Origin of the sequence: Massilia oculi, assembly GCF_017582745.1 — a bacterium.
Classification (GTDB): domain Bacteria; phylum Pseudomonadota; class Gammaproteobacteria; order Burkholderiales; family Burkholderiaceae_D; genus Telluria; species Telluria oculi_A.
This window is the reverse complement of sequence record NZ_JAFVIM010000001.1, coordinates 415,881-428,393: the sequence shown is the minus strand read 5'-3', so window position 1 is coordinate 428,393 and position 12,513 is coordinate 415,881. Positions and strand designations below refer to the sequence as shown.

The following is a 12,513-nucleotide window of genomic DNA, read 5'->3' as shown; positions in this document are numbered from 1 at the left end:
CCTTATGTGCGTTCGCGGCTTGAGCGGGCGCGACAAATGCTCCATGATCCACGGCAATCCTGCGCGGGCGTGTTGCCCGTTTTGAATAATTTCTGAGAGGATAGTGCTGCTAACAACAGCCTGTCGGTGACGAGATGATAAAACTGAAACGCCTTGCCCTTTGCCTCACCCTGATGAGCGCCACCAGCCTGGGTCTTGCCCAGGACAATAGCCAGGTGGTCCAGGACGGCATCGCGGTCAAGCCGCTGTCGCGCATGCGCGTGCTGGCGCCGGAAGAACAGGTCAACGAGGCCGCGCGCCAGCAGTACACCGAAATGGTGGGCGAGGCCAAGCAGAAGGGCGTGCTGGCGCCGGAAGGCGACCCGCAGCTCAAGCGTCTGCGCGTGATCGCCCAGCGCATCATCCCGCAAACCACGCGCTGGAATCCGGCCGCGAGCAAGTGGGAATGGCAGGTCAACCTGTTCAAGTCCGACCAGGTGAACGCCTTCTGCATGCCGGGCGGTCGCATCGGCTTCTATACCGGCATCATCGATCAGCTGAACCTGACCGACGACGAAGTGGCGGCCGTGATGGGCCACGAGATCGCGCACGCGCTGCGCGAACACGGGCGCGAGCGCCTGGCCAAGACCAATGTCACCGCGCTCGGCGCCCGCGTCGGCGGCGCGCTGCTGTCGGGAATCTTCGGCGTCGACCCCAACCTGACGGGCACCGCCGCCAACTATGCCGGCCAGTTCCTGGTGCTGAAATTCTCGCGCGACGAAGAGCGCGAGGCCGACCTGGTGGGCCTGGACATCTCGTCGCGCGCCGGCTACGACCCGCGCGCCGGCATCGCGCTGTGGCGCAAGATGGCGGCGCTGAACCAGAGCGCGCCACTGGAGATCTTCTCGACCCACCCGGGCGGCGAGACCCGCATCAAGGACATGGAAGCGCACATGAACGTGCTGCTGCCGCTGTATGCGCGCGCGAAAAATACCAGCGTCGCCAGGCTGCCGGCCTACCAGAGCACCGCGCTGAAATGATCGTTCGATGGGCCGTGTAGTCGTCAAGGGCCGGCAGGCCGAAGCCAACGCTTACGTGCCGCTGCCGGTCCGCGACGGCGTCTCGCCCAGCTACCTGTGGCTGACCGAGACCCGCGCCGGTGGCATGCTGCGTTTTCTCTGTGAGCGCTTCCCGGACGTGAGCCGCGAGGCGTGGGCCGCGCGCCTGGCCCGCGGCGAGATCGTCGATGCGAAAGGCGAGCCGCTGTCAGCCGACAGCCATGTGCGCCAGGGCATGCGCATCTGGTATTACCGCGAGCTGGAGCAGGCCGAGAAGCCGATCCCGTTCCACGAAAAAGTGCTGTTCCAGGACGCGCACATCCTGGTGGCCGACAAGCCGCACTTCCTGCCGACCATCCCCACCGGGCGCTTTCTAAAAGAGACGCTGCTGGTGCGCCTGAAGCGCGCCCACGATCTGCCGCACCTGGTGCCGATCCACCGGCTCGACCGCGAGACGGCGGGCGTGGTGATCTTCTCGCACAATCCCGAATCGCGCGGGGCGTATCAATCGATGTTCCAGAAGCGGGTGGTGAGCAAGACCTACGAGGCGCTGGCGCCGGCGATGCCGGGACGAGAATTTCCCTTTATCTACCGCAGCCGCATGCAGGATGCGGAGCAGTTCTTCGTCAGCGAAGAAGTGGAGGGCGAGCCGAATTCGGAGACGCTGATCGAGGTGATCGAGCAGCGCGGCATTCTCGCGCGTTATCGCCTGCATCCGCACACGGGCCGCAAGCACCAGCTGCGGCTGCACCTGTCGCGGCTCGGCGCGCCGATCGTGAACGACACTTTTTATCCGGTGGCGCTGCCGTGCAAGGGCGACGATTTTCGATCGCCGCTGCAGCTGCTGGCGCGCTCGATCGCCTTCGACGATCCGCTCACCGGCCAGCGGCGCAGCTTCAGCAGCGAATTCAGCCTGGATTGGCCTTGAATCAGCGCTCGTAGTCGATGATCAAGGGAGCGTGGTCGGAGAACTTGACGTCCTTGTAGACCGAGACGGTCCTGGCGCATTTGGCGATGCCCGGGGTGGCGACGTGGTAGTCGATGCGCCAGCCCACGTTCTTGGCATAGGCCTGGCCGCGGTTGCTCCACCAGGTGTACTGCTCGGGACGCGGGTCCAGGCCGCGGTGCACGTCGACCAGGCCCAGTTCGTCGAAGATGCGCGTCATCCAGGCGCGCTCCTCGGGCAGGAAGCCCGAATTCTTGAGGTTGCCCTTCCAGTTCTTGAGGTCGATCTCCTTGTGGGCGATGTTCCAGTCGCCGCAGATCACGATTTCGCGGCCCTCGGCCTGCAGTTCCTGCAGGTGCGGCAGGAACACTTCCATGAAGCGGAACTTGGCCAGCTGGCGCTCGGGCGACGAGGAGCCCGACGGCGCATACAGCGAGATCACGGTCAGGTCGCCGAAGTCGCAGCGGGTGTAGCGGCCTTCGGCATCGAATTCGACGCAGCCGAAGCCGATGCGGTGCTTGTCCGGGGCGGTGCGGCTGTAGATGCCGGTGCCCGAATAGCCCTTTTTCTCGGCGTAGTGGAAGTGGCCGTGGTAGCCGTGCGGGCGCAGGAAATCCTCGGTCATGTCGGCTTCCTGGGCCTTGAGCTCCTGGACGCAGATATAGTCGGCATCTTGCGTGGCGAGCCACTCGAAGAAGCCCTTCTTGTGGGCGGAACGGATGCCGTTCAGGTTCGCGGAGATAATTCTTGGCATGGTGATGTGAAACTGGTCATGGACGGGCTGGGTTCAATAGACACCCGGCAACAATCGGCACAGTGTAGCGTGTTTTTGACCCGTTCGTGAGGCTGGCCAGCGCGGGGGGCGACGGCCGGGCGGCCGATGACCGGTAGTCGCCTGCACGCCGCCAAGGGATTAAAATAGCCGCTTTCGACATTCAGGGAGAGAGTACATGAGCGATCTGCGCCAGCAATTCATCGGGTTTTCGGTCGAGGCCGAGGTATTGAAGTTCGGCCAATTCACGACCAAGGCCGGCCGCCTGTCGCCGTACTTCTTCAACGCCGGCCTGTTCCACGACGGCGCCACGCTGGGCAAGCTGGCCCAGTTCTACGCCCAGACCCTGCTCGATTCGGGCGTCGAATTCGACATGCTGTTCGGCCCGGCCTACAAGGGCATCACCCTGGCCAGCGCCACGGCCGTGGCCCTGGCCGCGAAGGGCCGCGACACCTCGTTCGCCTACAACCGCAAGGAAGCGAAGGACCACGGCGAGGGCGGCACGATCGTCGGCGCGAAGCTGCAGGGTAAAGTGGTGATCATCGACGACGTGATCTCGGCCGGCACCTCGGTGCGCGAATCGGTGACGATGATCCGCGCCGCCGGCGCCGAACCGGCCGCCGTCCTGATCGCCCTGGACCGCATGGAGCGTTCGGGGAAAGACGACGCCCTGTCCGAACTGTCCGCGGTGCAGGAAGTCGCACGCGAATTCAACATCCCCGTGATCTCGATCGCCAACCTCGAAGACCTGTTCACCTACCTCGACACCCACACCCAGGACGCGCGCCTGTCCCAGCACAAGGACGCCGTCGCCGCCTACCGCACCCGCTACGGCATCTAAAGCAATTACCCAACAATTAGGGTCAGAGTAGATTTATTGGGCAATTCTCCAAAGTTGTCAAACAATTCGACTCTGACCCTAATTTAGATTTGCGGAAAGCCTTGCAAATTAATTAGGGTCAGAGTCGATTTATTGAGCAATTTTCTAAAGTTGCCAAACAATTCGACTCTGACCCTAATTATTTAGTTGCTCTACGGATTCGGTTTAATTTCCTGTTTATACAAAAGACGAGCGTCGTCTGAGCGCTTGAGGACTACGCCTAAGAAGCGTTGAATCCAGAGGAATTTGGACCGTCTGAATAATTAGGGTCAGAGTAGAATTGTTGAGCAATTTCTCGTATGAGCTCAATAAGTGGGGACAGAGTGCGAGACTTGGGCAATTTCTTGCGCTTGAATACAATGAGGGTCAGAGTAGAATTACTGGCAATTCTGAGAAATTGCTCAACAATTCTACTCTGACCCTCATTGTCGATGGGCTAGGAGATTAGCCGGCGAGTTTTTGTTTCAGCAGTTCGGTGACCTGGGCTGGATTGGCCTTGCCTTTCGAGGCTTTCATCGTCTGGCCGATCAGGGCGTTGATGGCGGCTTCCTTGCCGGCGCGGTATTGTTCGACCGACTTGGCGTTGGCGGCCAGGACTTCGTCGACGATCGCTTCGAGGGCGCCCGTGTCCGAGATCTGCTTCAGGCCTTTCTGGTCGATCACGGTGTCGGCCAGGTTCTCGTCGTCCGATTTGGCTTCCCACATCGCGGCGAAGACTTCCTTGCCGGCCTTGTTCGAGATCGTGCCGTCGGCGATGCGCTTGAGCAGCAGCGCCAGTTGCGCCGCGCTTACCGGCGCGTCGCCGATGTCCACGCCTTCGCGGTTCAGGGTCGACGAGACGTCGCCCATCATCCAGTTGGCGGCGGCCTTGGCGTTTTCCTTGCCGGCCTTGGCCACCACGGCTTCATAGTAGGTCGCCATCGCCTTCGACGAGGTCAGCACCAGGGCGTCGTACTCCGGCAGGCCATATTCTCCCGTGAAGCGTGCGCGCAGGGCGCCCGGCAGTTCGGGCATCTCGGCCTTCACGCGGTCGATCCAGTCCTGGCCGATCACCAAGGGAGGCAGGTCGGGGTCCGGGAAGTAGCGGTAATCCTGCGCGTCTTCCTTGGTGCGCATCGAGCGCGTTTCCTTGCGGTCCGGATCCCACAGGCGCGTCGCCTGGATCACCTTGCCGCCATCCTCGATCAGCTCGATCTGGCGCCGCACTTCGTAGTGGATCGCTTCTTCCATGAAGCGGAACGAGTTCAGGTTCTTGATCTCGCAGCGGGTGCCGAATTCCTTCTGGCCGACCGGACGCACCGAGACGTTGACGTCGCAGCGGAACGAGCCTTCCTGCATATTGCCGTCGCAGACGCCCAGCCACATCACCAGCGAGTGCAGGGCCTTGGCATATGCCACCGCCTCGGCGGCGCTGCGCATCTCGGGCTCGGACACGATCTCCAGCAGCGGCGTGCCGGCGCGATTCAGGTCGATGCCGCTCATGCCGGCGTAGTCTTCGTGCAGCGATTTGCCCGCGTCTTCCTCGAGGTGGGCGCGGGTCAGGTTGACGGTCTTCGTTTCCAGCTTGCCGTCTTTTTCATAGGCGAAGCTGATGGTGCCGCCCTGGACCACCGGATCCTCGAACTGGCTGATCTGGTAACCCTTCGGCAGGTCGGGATAAAAGTAGTTCTTGCGCGCGAAAACCGACTGCGGCGCGATTTTTGCGCCGACCGCCAGGCCGAAACGGATCGCGCGCTCGACCGCGCCGCGGTTCAGCACCGGCAGCACGCCCGGCAGCGCCAGGTCGACCGGGCTGGCCTGCGTGTTCGGCTCGGCGCCGAAGCGGATCGAGCTGCCGCTGAAGATTTTCGATTGGGTCGTGAGCTGGACGTGGTTCTCAAGACCGATGACGACTTCCCATTGCATAGTGTTCTCTCTTTGTTCAGTAGCGTCGCGGATCACACGCCTTCGGGCGTACGCTTGTGCCAGTCGGTCGCCTGCTGGTACTGGTGCGCGATGTTCAGCAGCTTCGCCTCGGCGAAGTAGTTGCCGATGATTTGCAGGCCCACCGGGCGCTTGCCGTTCTTGTCGCCTGTGCCGAAGCCGCAGGGGATCGACATGCCGGGCAGGCCGGCCAGGCTGGTCGACAGCGTGAAGATGTCGGCCAGGTAGTTCGCCACCGGGTCATTGGTCTTGGAGCCCAGGTCCCACGCCACCGTCGGCGCCACCGGTCCCATGATCACGTCGCATTTATCCGCGAAGGCGGCCTGGAAGTCGTCGGCGATCAGGCGCCGGATCTTTTGCGCCTGCACGTAATAAGCGTCGTAGTAGCCGTGGCACAGCACATAGGTGCCGACCATGATGCGGCGCTTCACCTCGCTGCCGAAGCCTTCGGCGCGGGTTTTGCGGTACATGTCCTGCAAATCCTTGTACTCCGCAGCGCGGTGGCCGTAGCGCACGCCGTCGAAGCGCGACAGGTTCGACGAGGCTTCCGCCGGCGCGATGATGTAGTAGGTCGGGATCGACAGCGCCGTCTTCGGCAGCGAAACATCGACCAATACAGCGCCCAGCGCCACGAATTGATCGAGCGCCGCGCGCACCGCGCTTTCGACGTCGCTGGCCAGGCCTTCGCCGAAGTATTCCGACGGCACGCCGATGCGCAGGCCGTTCAAAGGCTTGTCCAGGTCGCGCGTATAGTCTTCGCGCACATTGCCTTGTTCGACCGTGAGGCTGGTCGAATCGCGCTCGTCGAAGCCGATCATTTCGTTGAGCAGCAGCGCGCAATCCTCGGCGGTCTGGGCGATCGGGCCGCCCTGGTCCAGCGACGAGGCGAAGGCGATCATGCCGAAGCGCGACACGCGGCCATAGGTCGGCTTGATGCCGGTGACGCCGCAGAAGGCGGCCGGCTGGCGGATCGAGCCGCCGGTGTCGGTCGCGGTGGCTGCCGGCGCCAGGCGCGCGGCGATCGCCGCGGCCGAGCCGCCCGACGAACCGCCCGGCACGGCGGCTGCGTCCCACGGGTTCTTCACCGCGCCATAGGCCGAGTTCTCGTTGGCCGAACCCATCGCGAATTCGTCCAGGTTGACCTTGCCCAGGGTGACCATGCCGGCCGCCTTGAAGCGGTCGACGACGGTCGCGTCGAAGGGGCTGACGTAACCGTCCAGCATCTTCGAGCCGGCGGTGGTGCGCCAGCCGCGGGTGACGAAGATGTCCTTGTGCGCGATCGGCACGCCGGTCAGCGGGCCGGCCGTGCCTTGCGCCAGGCGTTCGTCGGCGGCCGCGGCCTGGGCCAGCGTCAGTTCGTGGTCCACGTGCAGGAAGGCGTTGTGCCCGCTCGCGTCGATGCGGCCGAGGTAGTGGCGCGCCAGCTCGGTCGCGGACACCTGTTTCGAGTGCAGGAGCGTGGACAGCTCCTTGATGGTCTTGTTATGCATGTGCGGTTCGATCTCTAAGCGATTCGTGAAAGCGGCGGTTTACTCGATGACCTTCGGCACCAGGTACAGGCCATCTTGCGCCTTCGGCGCCGGCGCCTGGTAGTCCTCGCGGCGGTTCTCTTCGGTCACCGCATCGTCGCGCAGGCGCAGCGGCAGGGCCAGGATGGCCGACAGCGGCTGGGCCAGCGGCGCCACGCCGGTGGTATCGACCGCCTGCATCTGCTCGGCCAGCGCGAAGATGCCGTTCAGCTCGGCCAGCGCGGTCTCGGCATGGGCGTCGTCCATGTCGAGCTGGGCCAGATTGGCGATGCGTTTTACGTCGGAAAGGGTCAGGGACATGGCTATATGGCACGCCATCAGCGCGCAAAAAGTGATTCGGCGAATAATGAATGTTAGCAAGTTGTCAGCGAACGGCTTCTTAAAGGCGATAAAACCCTGCAAACACCGTCCAAATCGCTTGCAATTCGGTGGGGAAAACCACCCGTATTCAGCATGTAAACGACAAATTATAAGGTAGAATGGCGGGCTAATGCGTTGTCGTGCCGAAAGCCCGGCACCCGCGCATGCGAAGTCCGCGGTGCCCAAGCTTGGCAGGTGCGGCACAGAATCCCCGATCAATGTTTAGGCGCACATTGATGCGCATCAGGACACCCATGTTTGGTTTTTTACGCAGCTACTTCTCGAATGACCTGGCGATCGACCTCGGCACCGCCAACACGCTGATCTACGTCCGCGGCCTGGGCATCGTCCTGGACGAGCCGTCGGTGGTCGCGATCCGCCAGGAAGGTGGCCCGAACGGCAAGAAGACCATCCAGGCAGTCGGCAAGGAAGCCAAGCAGATGCTCGGCAAGGTTCCCGGCAATATCGAAGCGATCCGCCCGATGAAGGATGGCGTGATCGCCGATTTCACCGTCACCGAGCAGATGCTCAAGCAGTTCATCCGCATGGTGCACGACTCGAAATTCTTCCGTCCGTCGCCGCGCATCATCATCTGCGTGCCGTGCGGCTCGACCCAGGTCGAGCGCCGCGCGATCCGCGAATCGGCGCTGGGCGCCGGCGCCTCGCAGGTCTACCTGATCGAAGAGCCGATGGCGGCCGCGATCGGCGCCGGCCTGCCGGTCTCGGAAGCGACCGGCTCGATGGTGGTCGACATCGGCGGCGGCACCACCGAAGTGGGCATCATCTCGCTGGGCGGCATGGTCTACAAGGGCTCGGTGCGCGTGGGCGGCGACAAGTTCGACGAAGCCATCGTCAACTACATCCGCCGCAACTACGGCATGCTGATCGGCGAGCAGACCGCCGAAGCGATCAAGAAGGCGATCGGCTCGGCGTTCCCGGGTTCCGAAGTCAAGGAAATGGAAGTCAAGGGCCGCAACCTGTCGGAAGGCATCCCGCGCTCGTTCACCATCTCGAGCAACGAGATCCTGGAAGCCCTCACCGATCCGCTGAACCAGATCGTGTCGGCCGTGAAGAACGCGCTGGAACAGGCGCCGCCGGAACTGGGCGCCGACATCGCCGAAAAAGGCATGATGCTGACCGGCGGCGGCGCGCTGCTGCGCGACCTCGACCGCCTCCTGATGGAAGAAACCGGCCTGCCGGTGCTGGCCGCCGAAGATCCGCTGACCTGCGTGGTGCGCGGCTCGGGCATGGCCCTCGAGCGCATGGACAAGCTTGGTTCGATCTTCTCGTACGAATAAGACGCACGTGATCAACCGGGGCGGGCAGGGCGCGCGGTCACAAGCTGCGCGCATCTGCCCGTCTTGGCATTGACCGCCCGCGTTACCACCAACGGACGTCATGGAATACAGTCCTCCGCCGCTGTTCAAACAAGGCGCCCCAGCACGAGTCAAGGCGACGGTCTGCGCACTGATCGCCATCGTATTGCTGTTCGTCGACGCCCGCATGGGATTGCTGTCCGGCGTGCGCCAGGTGGCCGCCACCGTGCTCTATCCGATGCAGATGGCGGCCCTGATGCCGCGCGAGGCGCTGGCCAATATGGGCGACTATTTCTCGTCGCTGTCGACCTTGCAGAAGGAAGTGCAGGCGCTCAAGCACCAGGAGCTGGCGCGCGCCCAGTTGCTGCAGCAGGCCCAGTTCCAGATGGCCGAGAACGCGCACCTGCGACGCCTGATGGAAGGCAAGCAGCAGTTGCCGGTGCAGTCGCAGATGGCCGAGATCCTGTACGACGCGCGTGACCCGTCCACCCGCCGCATCGTGATCAACCGCGGTTCGCGCGACGACGTGTCGCTCGGCCTGCCGGTGATCGACCACGCCGGCGTGGTCGGCCAGGTCACCCGCGTGTTCCCGTTCACCTCCGAAGTCACGCTGCTGACCGACAAGGACCAGGCCATTCCGGTGCAGGTGCTGCGCAGCGGCTTGCGCAGCATCGTCTATGGCCGCGGCAATTCCGGCCTGCTCGACCTGCGCTTCGTGGCCCAGGATGCCGACATCCAGGTCGGCGACGTGCTGGTGACCTCGGGCCTGGACGGAATGTACCCGGCCGGCCTGGCGGTGGCGCGCGTGACCCAGGTCGAGAAGGCGGCCGGCTCGTTCGGCCGCGTGGTCGGCCAGCCGCTGGCCGGCATCGACCGCAATCGCCAGGTGCTGGTGATCATGTCGCACAACCCCTTGCCGCCGCGCCCGGCGCCCGAGGCGCCGTACAGCGGCAGCCGGCGCAATATGCCGAAGATGCCGGCGGTGCCGACGCCGCCGCTGCCTGCCGCGCCGCTGCCGGCGGCCGGCGCGCCCGCCACCACCAACGGCGCGCCAGCGCCGGCGCCAGCCAACCAGCCTGCGGCGACGCCGCCAGCCACGCCTCCCGCGGCCCAGCCTACGCCACGTCCGGCGGCGCCGGCCGCCACGCCATCTGCAACGACCGCGACCGCGCCCGCGCCGGCCGCCCGAACGGAGTAAGCCGCCATGCCCGGTCGCCGTCCGCATTACATCCTGCTGCCCGTCAGCCCGCTGTTCATCGCCTTCAGCCTGGTGTGCGCTTTCATGCTCAACCTGATGCCCTGGGGGCGCTGGGTCGGGGCGCCCGACTTCGTCGCGCTGGTGCTGGTGTTCTGGGGCATCCACCAGCCGCGCAAGGTCGGCATCGGCGTCGCCTTCTGCATGGGCCTGTTGATGGACGTGCACGACGCCAGCCTGCTGGGCGAGAACGCGCTCGCCTACACCGTGCTGTCCTACCTGGCCATCATGATCCACCGCCGCGTGCTGTGGTTCCCGCTGCTGACCCAGGCCATGCACGTGTTCCCGCTGCTGCTGCTGGCCCAGGCCATCCAGCTGGTCGTGCACATGGTGGTCTCCGGCCGCTTCCCCGGCCTGCTGCAGTTCGTCGAGAGCGTGGTGGCGGTGGCCCTGTGGCCGGTGATCACCTGGCTGCTGCTGGCGCCCCAGCGGCGCGCCGTCGACCGCGACCATACCCGCCCGATCTGACCGGGCGTTTCCACCAGGTTTATCCAGAATGACCGAGTTCAAGGACAGCGACCGCGAGATCCACCAGTTCCGGATGCGCCTCACGGCGCTGGTGGCGCTCGTCTTCATCTGCTTCGGCCTGCTGGTCGCGCGCGTGGTCTGGCTGCAGGTGCTGCACCACGACCAGTACGCGGCGCAGGCCGAGGACAACCGCATCGCGCTGGTGCCGATCGTGCCCAACCGGGGCCTGATCGTGGACCGCAACGGCGTGGTCCTGGCGCGCAACTATTCCGCCTACACACTCGAGATCACGCCGTCGAAGCTGCAGGCCGACCTGGAATCGGTGATCGACGAGCTGGCCAAGCTGGTCGCGATCGATGCGCGCGACCGCCGCCGCTTCAAGCGCCTGCGCGAAGAGTCGCGCAGCTTCGCCAGCGTGCCGCTGCGCACCCGCCTGACCGACGACGAGGTGGCGCGCTTCACCGCCCAGCGCTTCCGCTTTCCCGGCGTCGAGGTGCAGGCGCGCCTGTTCCGCCAGTATCCGATGGGCGAGGTGGCGTCGCACGTGATCGGCTACATCGGCCGCATCAACGCCAAGGAAGCCGCCGCGATCGAGGAGGGCGACGACGCCGCCAACTACAACGGCACCGACCACATCGGCAAGGAAGGCGTCGAGAAGCGCTACGAGCGCCAGCTGCACGGCGTCACGGGTTACGAGCAGGTCGAGCGCTCGGCCGGCGGCCGCGCGATCCGCACGCTCAAGCGCACGCCGCCGGTCCCGGGCAGCAACCTGATCCTGTCGATCGACATCGAGCTGCAGAAGATCGCCGAGGAAGCCTTCGGCGACCAGCGCGGCGCGCTGGTGGCGATCGAACCGTCGACCGGCGACGTGCTGGCCTACGTTTCGCGGCCCGGCTTCGACCCGAACCTGTTCGTCGACGGCATCGACTACCAGAGCTGGAACGAGTTGAACACCTCGCTCGACCGGCCGCTGATGAACCGTCCGCTGTCGGGCACCTATCCGCCCGGTTCGACCTTCAAGCCCTTCATGTCGCTGGCGGCGCTCGAGCTGGGCTATCGCCGTCCGCACGACGCGATCCGCGACCCCGGCTTCTTCATGCTGGGCGGGCACCGCTTCAACGACGACAAGCCGGGCGGCCACGGCATCGTCAATATGTACCACTCGATCGCCCACTCCTGCGACACCTATTACTACCAGCTCGGCAACGAGATGGGAATCGACAACATCTCGAAATTCATGCGCGAGTTCGGCTTCGGCCAGCCGACCGGGATCGACCTCGATCACGAAAAGACCGGCGTGCTGCCGTCGAAGGAATGGAAGGCCGAGCGCTTCAAGCGCAACCGCGCGGCCCAGAAGTGGGTGGGCGGCGACACCATCTCGATCTCGATCGGCCAGGGCTTCAACAACTACACCATGCTGCAGCTGGCGCATGCGACCGCGATCCTGGCCAATGACGGCGTGGTGATGAAACCGCACCTGGTCAAGATGGTCGAGGATGGCGTGACCCGCGAGCGCACCCTGACCGTGCCCAAGGAAACCCGGCGCCTGTCGATGAAGCAGGAGCACCTCGATTTCATCAAGGATGCGATGGCCGGCGTGATGCGCGAAGGCACCGGGCAACGCGCCTTCTCCACCGCCACGTATACCTCGGCCGGCAAGACCGGCACCGCGCAGGTGATCGGCCTGCGCGGCAAGAAGTACGATGCCAACGCGATCGACGAACGCCATCGCGACAATGCGCTGTTCACCGCCTTCGCGCCGGTCGAGCAGCCGCGCATCGCGCTGGCGATGATCGTCGAGAATGCCGGCTTCGGCGGCGTCGTGGCGGCGCCGATCGCGCGCAAGGTGCTCGACTACGCGATCCTCGGCAAGCGTCCGGCGCCGCCGCCGGAACCGAAGGAAGGCGCCCGTCCCGTCACCGTCAGGAAGGCCGCGCCCGCTCCTGCGCCGGCTTCCGCGCCGGCCCCGGTCGCCGTTGCCGCGTCTTCCGCCGCGAACGCCGCCACCGCAACCAGAACCGAATAAG

The 12,513-nt window shown here is 64.8% G+C and carries 11 protein-coding genes; 7 read left to right on the top strand and 4 right to left on the bottom strand.

The window, feature by feature from the left end; all coding sequences use genetic code 11:
- Window positions 1–134: 134 nt before the first annotated feature.
- Window positions 135–1,019, top strand: a complete 885-nt coding sequence (locus J3U95_RS02020; protein WP_208277028.1) for a M48 family metallopeptidase — start codon at window positions 135–137, stop codon at window positions 1,017–1,019.
- Window positions 1,020–1,026: 7 nt separating this feature from the next.
- A complete protein-coding gene (locus J3U95_RS02015) occupies window positions 1,027–1,965 on the top strand; it encodes a pseudouridine synthase (protein WP_208277027.1) in 939 nt (312 codons plus the stop codon).
- A gap of 1 nt (window position 1,966) precedes the next feature.
- Here the strand turns inward: J3U95_RS02015 and J3U95_RS02010 are convergent, their stop codons facing one another.
- The gene (locus J3U95_RS02010) at window positions 1,967–2,737 is read right to left on the bottom strand and encodes an exodeoxyribonuclease III (protein ID WP_208277026.1); all 771 of its coding nucleotides are present in this window, start codon (window positions 2,735–2,737) and stop codon (window positions 1,967–1,969) included.
- A 196-nt stretch (window positions 2,738–2,933) separates the two neighbouring features.
- Here J3U95_RS02010 and pyrE point away from each other — a divergent pair, with 196 nt between their 5' ends.
- Window positions 2,934–3,596: an orotate phosphoribosyltransferase gene (gene pyrE / locus J3U95_RS02005; protein ID WP_005667813.1), complete on the top strand. Its 663-nt coding sequence runs from the start codon at window positions 2,934–2,936 to the stop codon at window positions 3,594–3,596.
- A gap of 483 nt (window positions 3,597–4,079) precedes the next feature.
- Here the strand turns inward: pyrE and gatB are convergent, their stop codons facing one another.
- The 3 genes from gatB to gatC are packed head-to-tail and all read right to left on the bottom strand — an operon-like array spanning window position 4,080 to window position 7,387.
- A complete protein-coding gene (gene gatB, locus J3U95_RS02000; RefSeq protein ID WP_208277025.1) occupies window positions 4,080–5,540 on the bottom strand; it encodes an Asp-tRNA(Asn)/Glu-tRNA(Gln) amidotransferase subunit GatB in 1,461 nt (486 codons plus the stop codon).
- 32 nt (window positions 5,541–5,572) lie between these two features.
- Window positions 5,573–7,048, bottom strand: coding sequence for an Asp-tRNA(Asn)/Glu-tRNA(Gln) amidotransferase subunit GatA (gene gatA / locus J3U95_RS01995; RefSeq protein ID WP_208277024.1), 1,476 nt, complete (start codon window positions 7,046–7,048; stop codon window positions 5,573–5,575).
- A gap of 39 nt (window positions 7,049–7,087) precedes the next feature.
- Window positions 7,088–7,387, bottom strand: coding sequence for an Asp-tRNA(Asn)/Glu-tRNA(Gln) amidotransferase subunit GatC (gene gatC, locus J3U95_RS01990; protein WP_005667818.1), 300 nt, complete (start codon window positions 7,385–7,387; stop codon window positions 7,088–7,090).
- 314 nt (window positions 7,388–7,701) lie between these two features.
- Between gatC and J3U95_RS01985 the strand changes: the two genes are divergently transcribed.
- The 4 genes from J3U95_RS01985 (at window position 7,702) to mrdA (ending at window position 12,512) form a co-directional block, all read left to right on the top strand.
- Entirely contained in the window at window positions 7,702–8,745 is a 1,044-nt protein-coding gene (locus J3U95_RS01985) for a rod shape-determining protein (protein WP_005667820.1), read from the top strand.
- A gap of 100 nt (window positions 8,746–8,845) precedes the next feature.
- Window positions 8,846–9,961 (top strand): rod shape-determining protein MreC, encoded by a 1,116-nt coding sequence (gene mreC / locus J3U95_RS01980; RefSeq protein ID WP_208277023.1) that lies wholly within the window; start codon window positions 8,846–8,848, stop codon window positions 9,959–9,961.
- Window positions 9,962–9,967: 6 nt separating this feature from the next.
- Window positions 9,968–10,486 carry a rod shape-determining protein MreD gene (gene mreD, locus J3U95_RS01975; RefSeq protein ID WP_208277022.1) on the top strand — a complete coding sequence of 173 codons (519 nt, stop codon included), beginning with the start codon at window positions 9,968–9,970 and terminating at the stop codon, window positions 10,484–10,486.
- A 28-nt stretch (window positions 10,487–10,514) separates the two neighbouring features.
- Window positions 10,515–12,512: a penicillin-binding protein 2 gene (gene mrdA / locus J3U95_RS01970; RefSeq protein ID WP_208277021.1), complete on the top strand. Its 1,998-nt coding sequence runs from the start codon at window positions 10,515–10,517 to the stop codon at window positions 12,510–12,512.
- The last annotated feature ends 1 nt before the right edge of the window (window position 12,513 follow it).

Bases quoted from the DNA above. Each gene is read 5' to 3' on its own strand.
- J3U95_RS02020 (WP_208277028.1), top strand. From the start codon at position 135: ATGATAAAACTGAAACGCCTTGCCCTTTGCCTCACCCTGATGAGCGCC.
- gatB (WP_208277025.1), bottom strand. From the start codon at position 5,540: ATGCAATGGGAAGTCGTCATCGGTCTTGAGAACCACGTCCAGCTCACG.
- gatA (WP_208277024.1), bottom strand. From the start codon at position 7,048: ATGCATAACAAGACCATCAAGGAGCTGTCCACGCTCCTGCACTCGAAA.
- gatC (WP_005667818.1), bottom strand. From the start codon at position 7,387: ATGTCCCTGACCCTTTCCGACGTAAAACGCATCGCCAATCTGGCCCAG.
- J3U95_RS02010 (WP_208277026.1), bottom strand. From the start codon at position 2,737: ATGCCAAGAATTATCTCCGCGAACCTGAACGGCATCCGTTCCGCCCAC.
- mreD (WP_208277022.1), top strand. From the start codon at position 9,968: ATGCCCGGTCGCCGTCCGCATTACATCCTGCTGCCCGTCAGCCCGCTG.
- pyrE (WP_005667813.1), top strand. From the start codon at position 2,934: ATGAGCGATCTGCGCCAGCAATTCATCGGGTTTTCGGTCGAGGCCGAG.
- mreC (WP_208277023.1), top strand. From the start codon at position 8,846: ATGGAATACAGTCCTCCGCCGCTGTTCAAACAAGGCGCCCCAGCACGA.
- mrdA (WP_208277021.1), top strand. From the start codon at position 10,515: ATGACCGAGTTCAAGGACAGCGACCGCGAGATCCACCAGTTCCGGATG.
- J3U95_RS02015 (WP_208277027.1), top strand. From the start codon at position 1,027: ATGGGCCGTGTAGTCGTCAAGGGCCGGCAGGCCGAAGCCAACGCTTAC.
- J3U95_RS01985 (WP_005667820.1), top strand. From the start codon at position 7,702: ATGTTTGGTTTTTTACGCAGCTACTTCTCGAATGACCTGGCGATCGAC.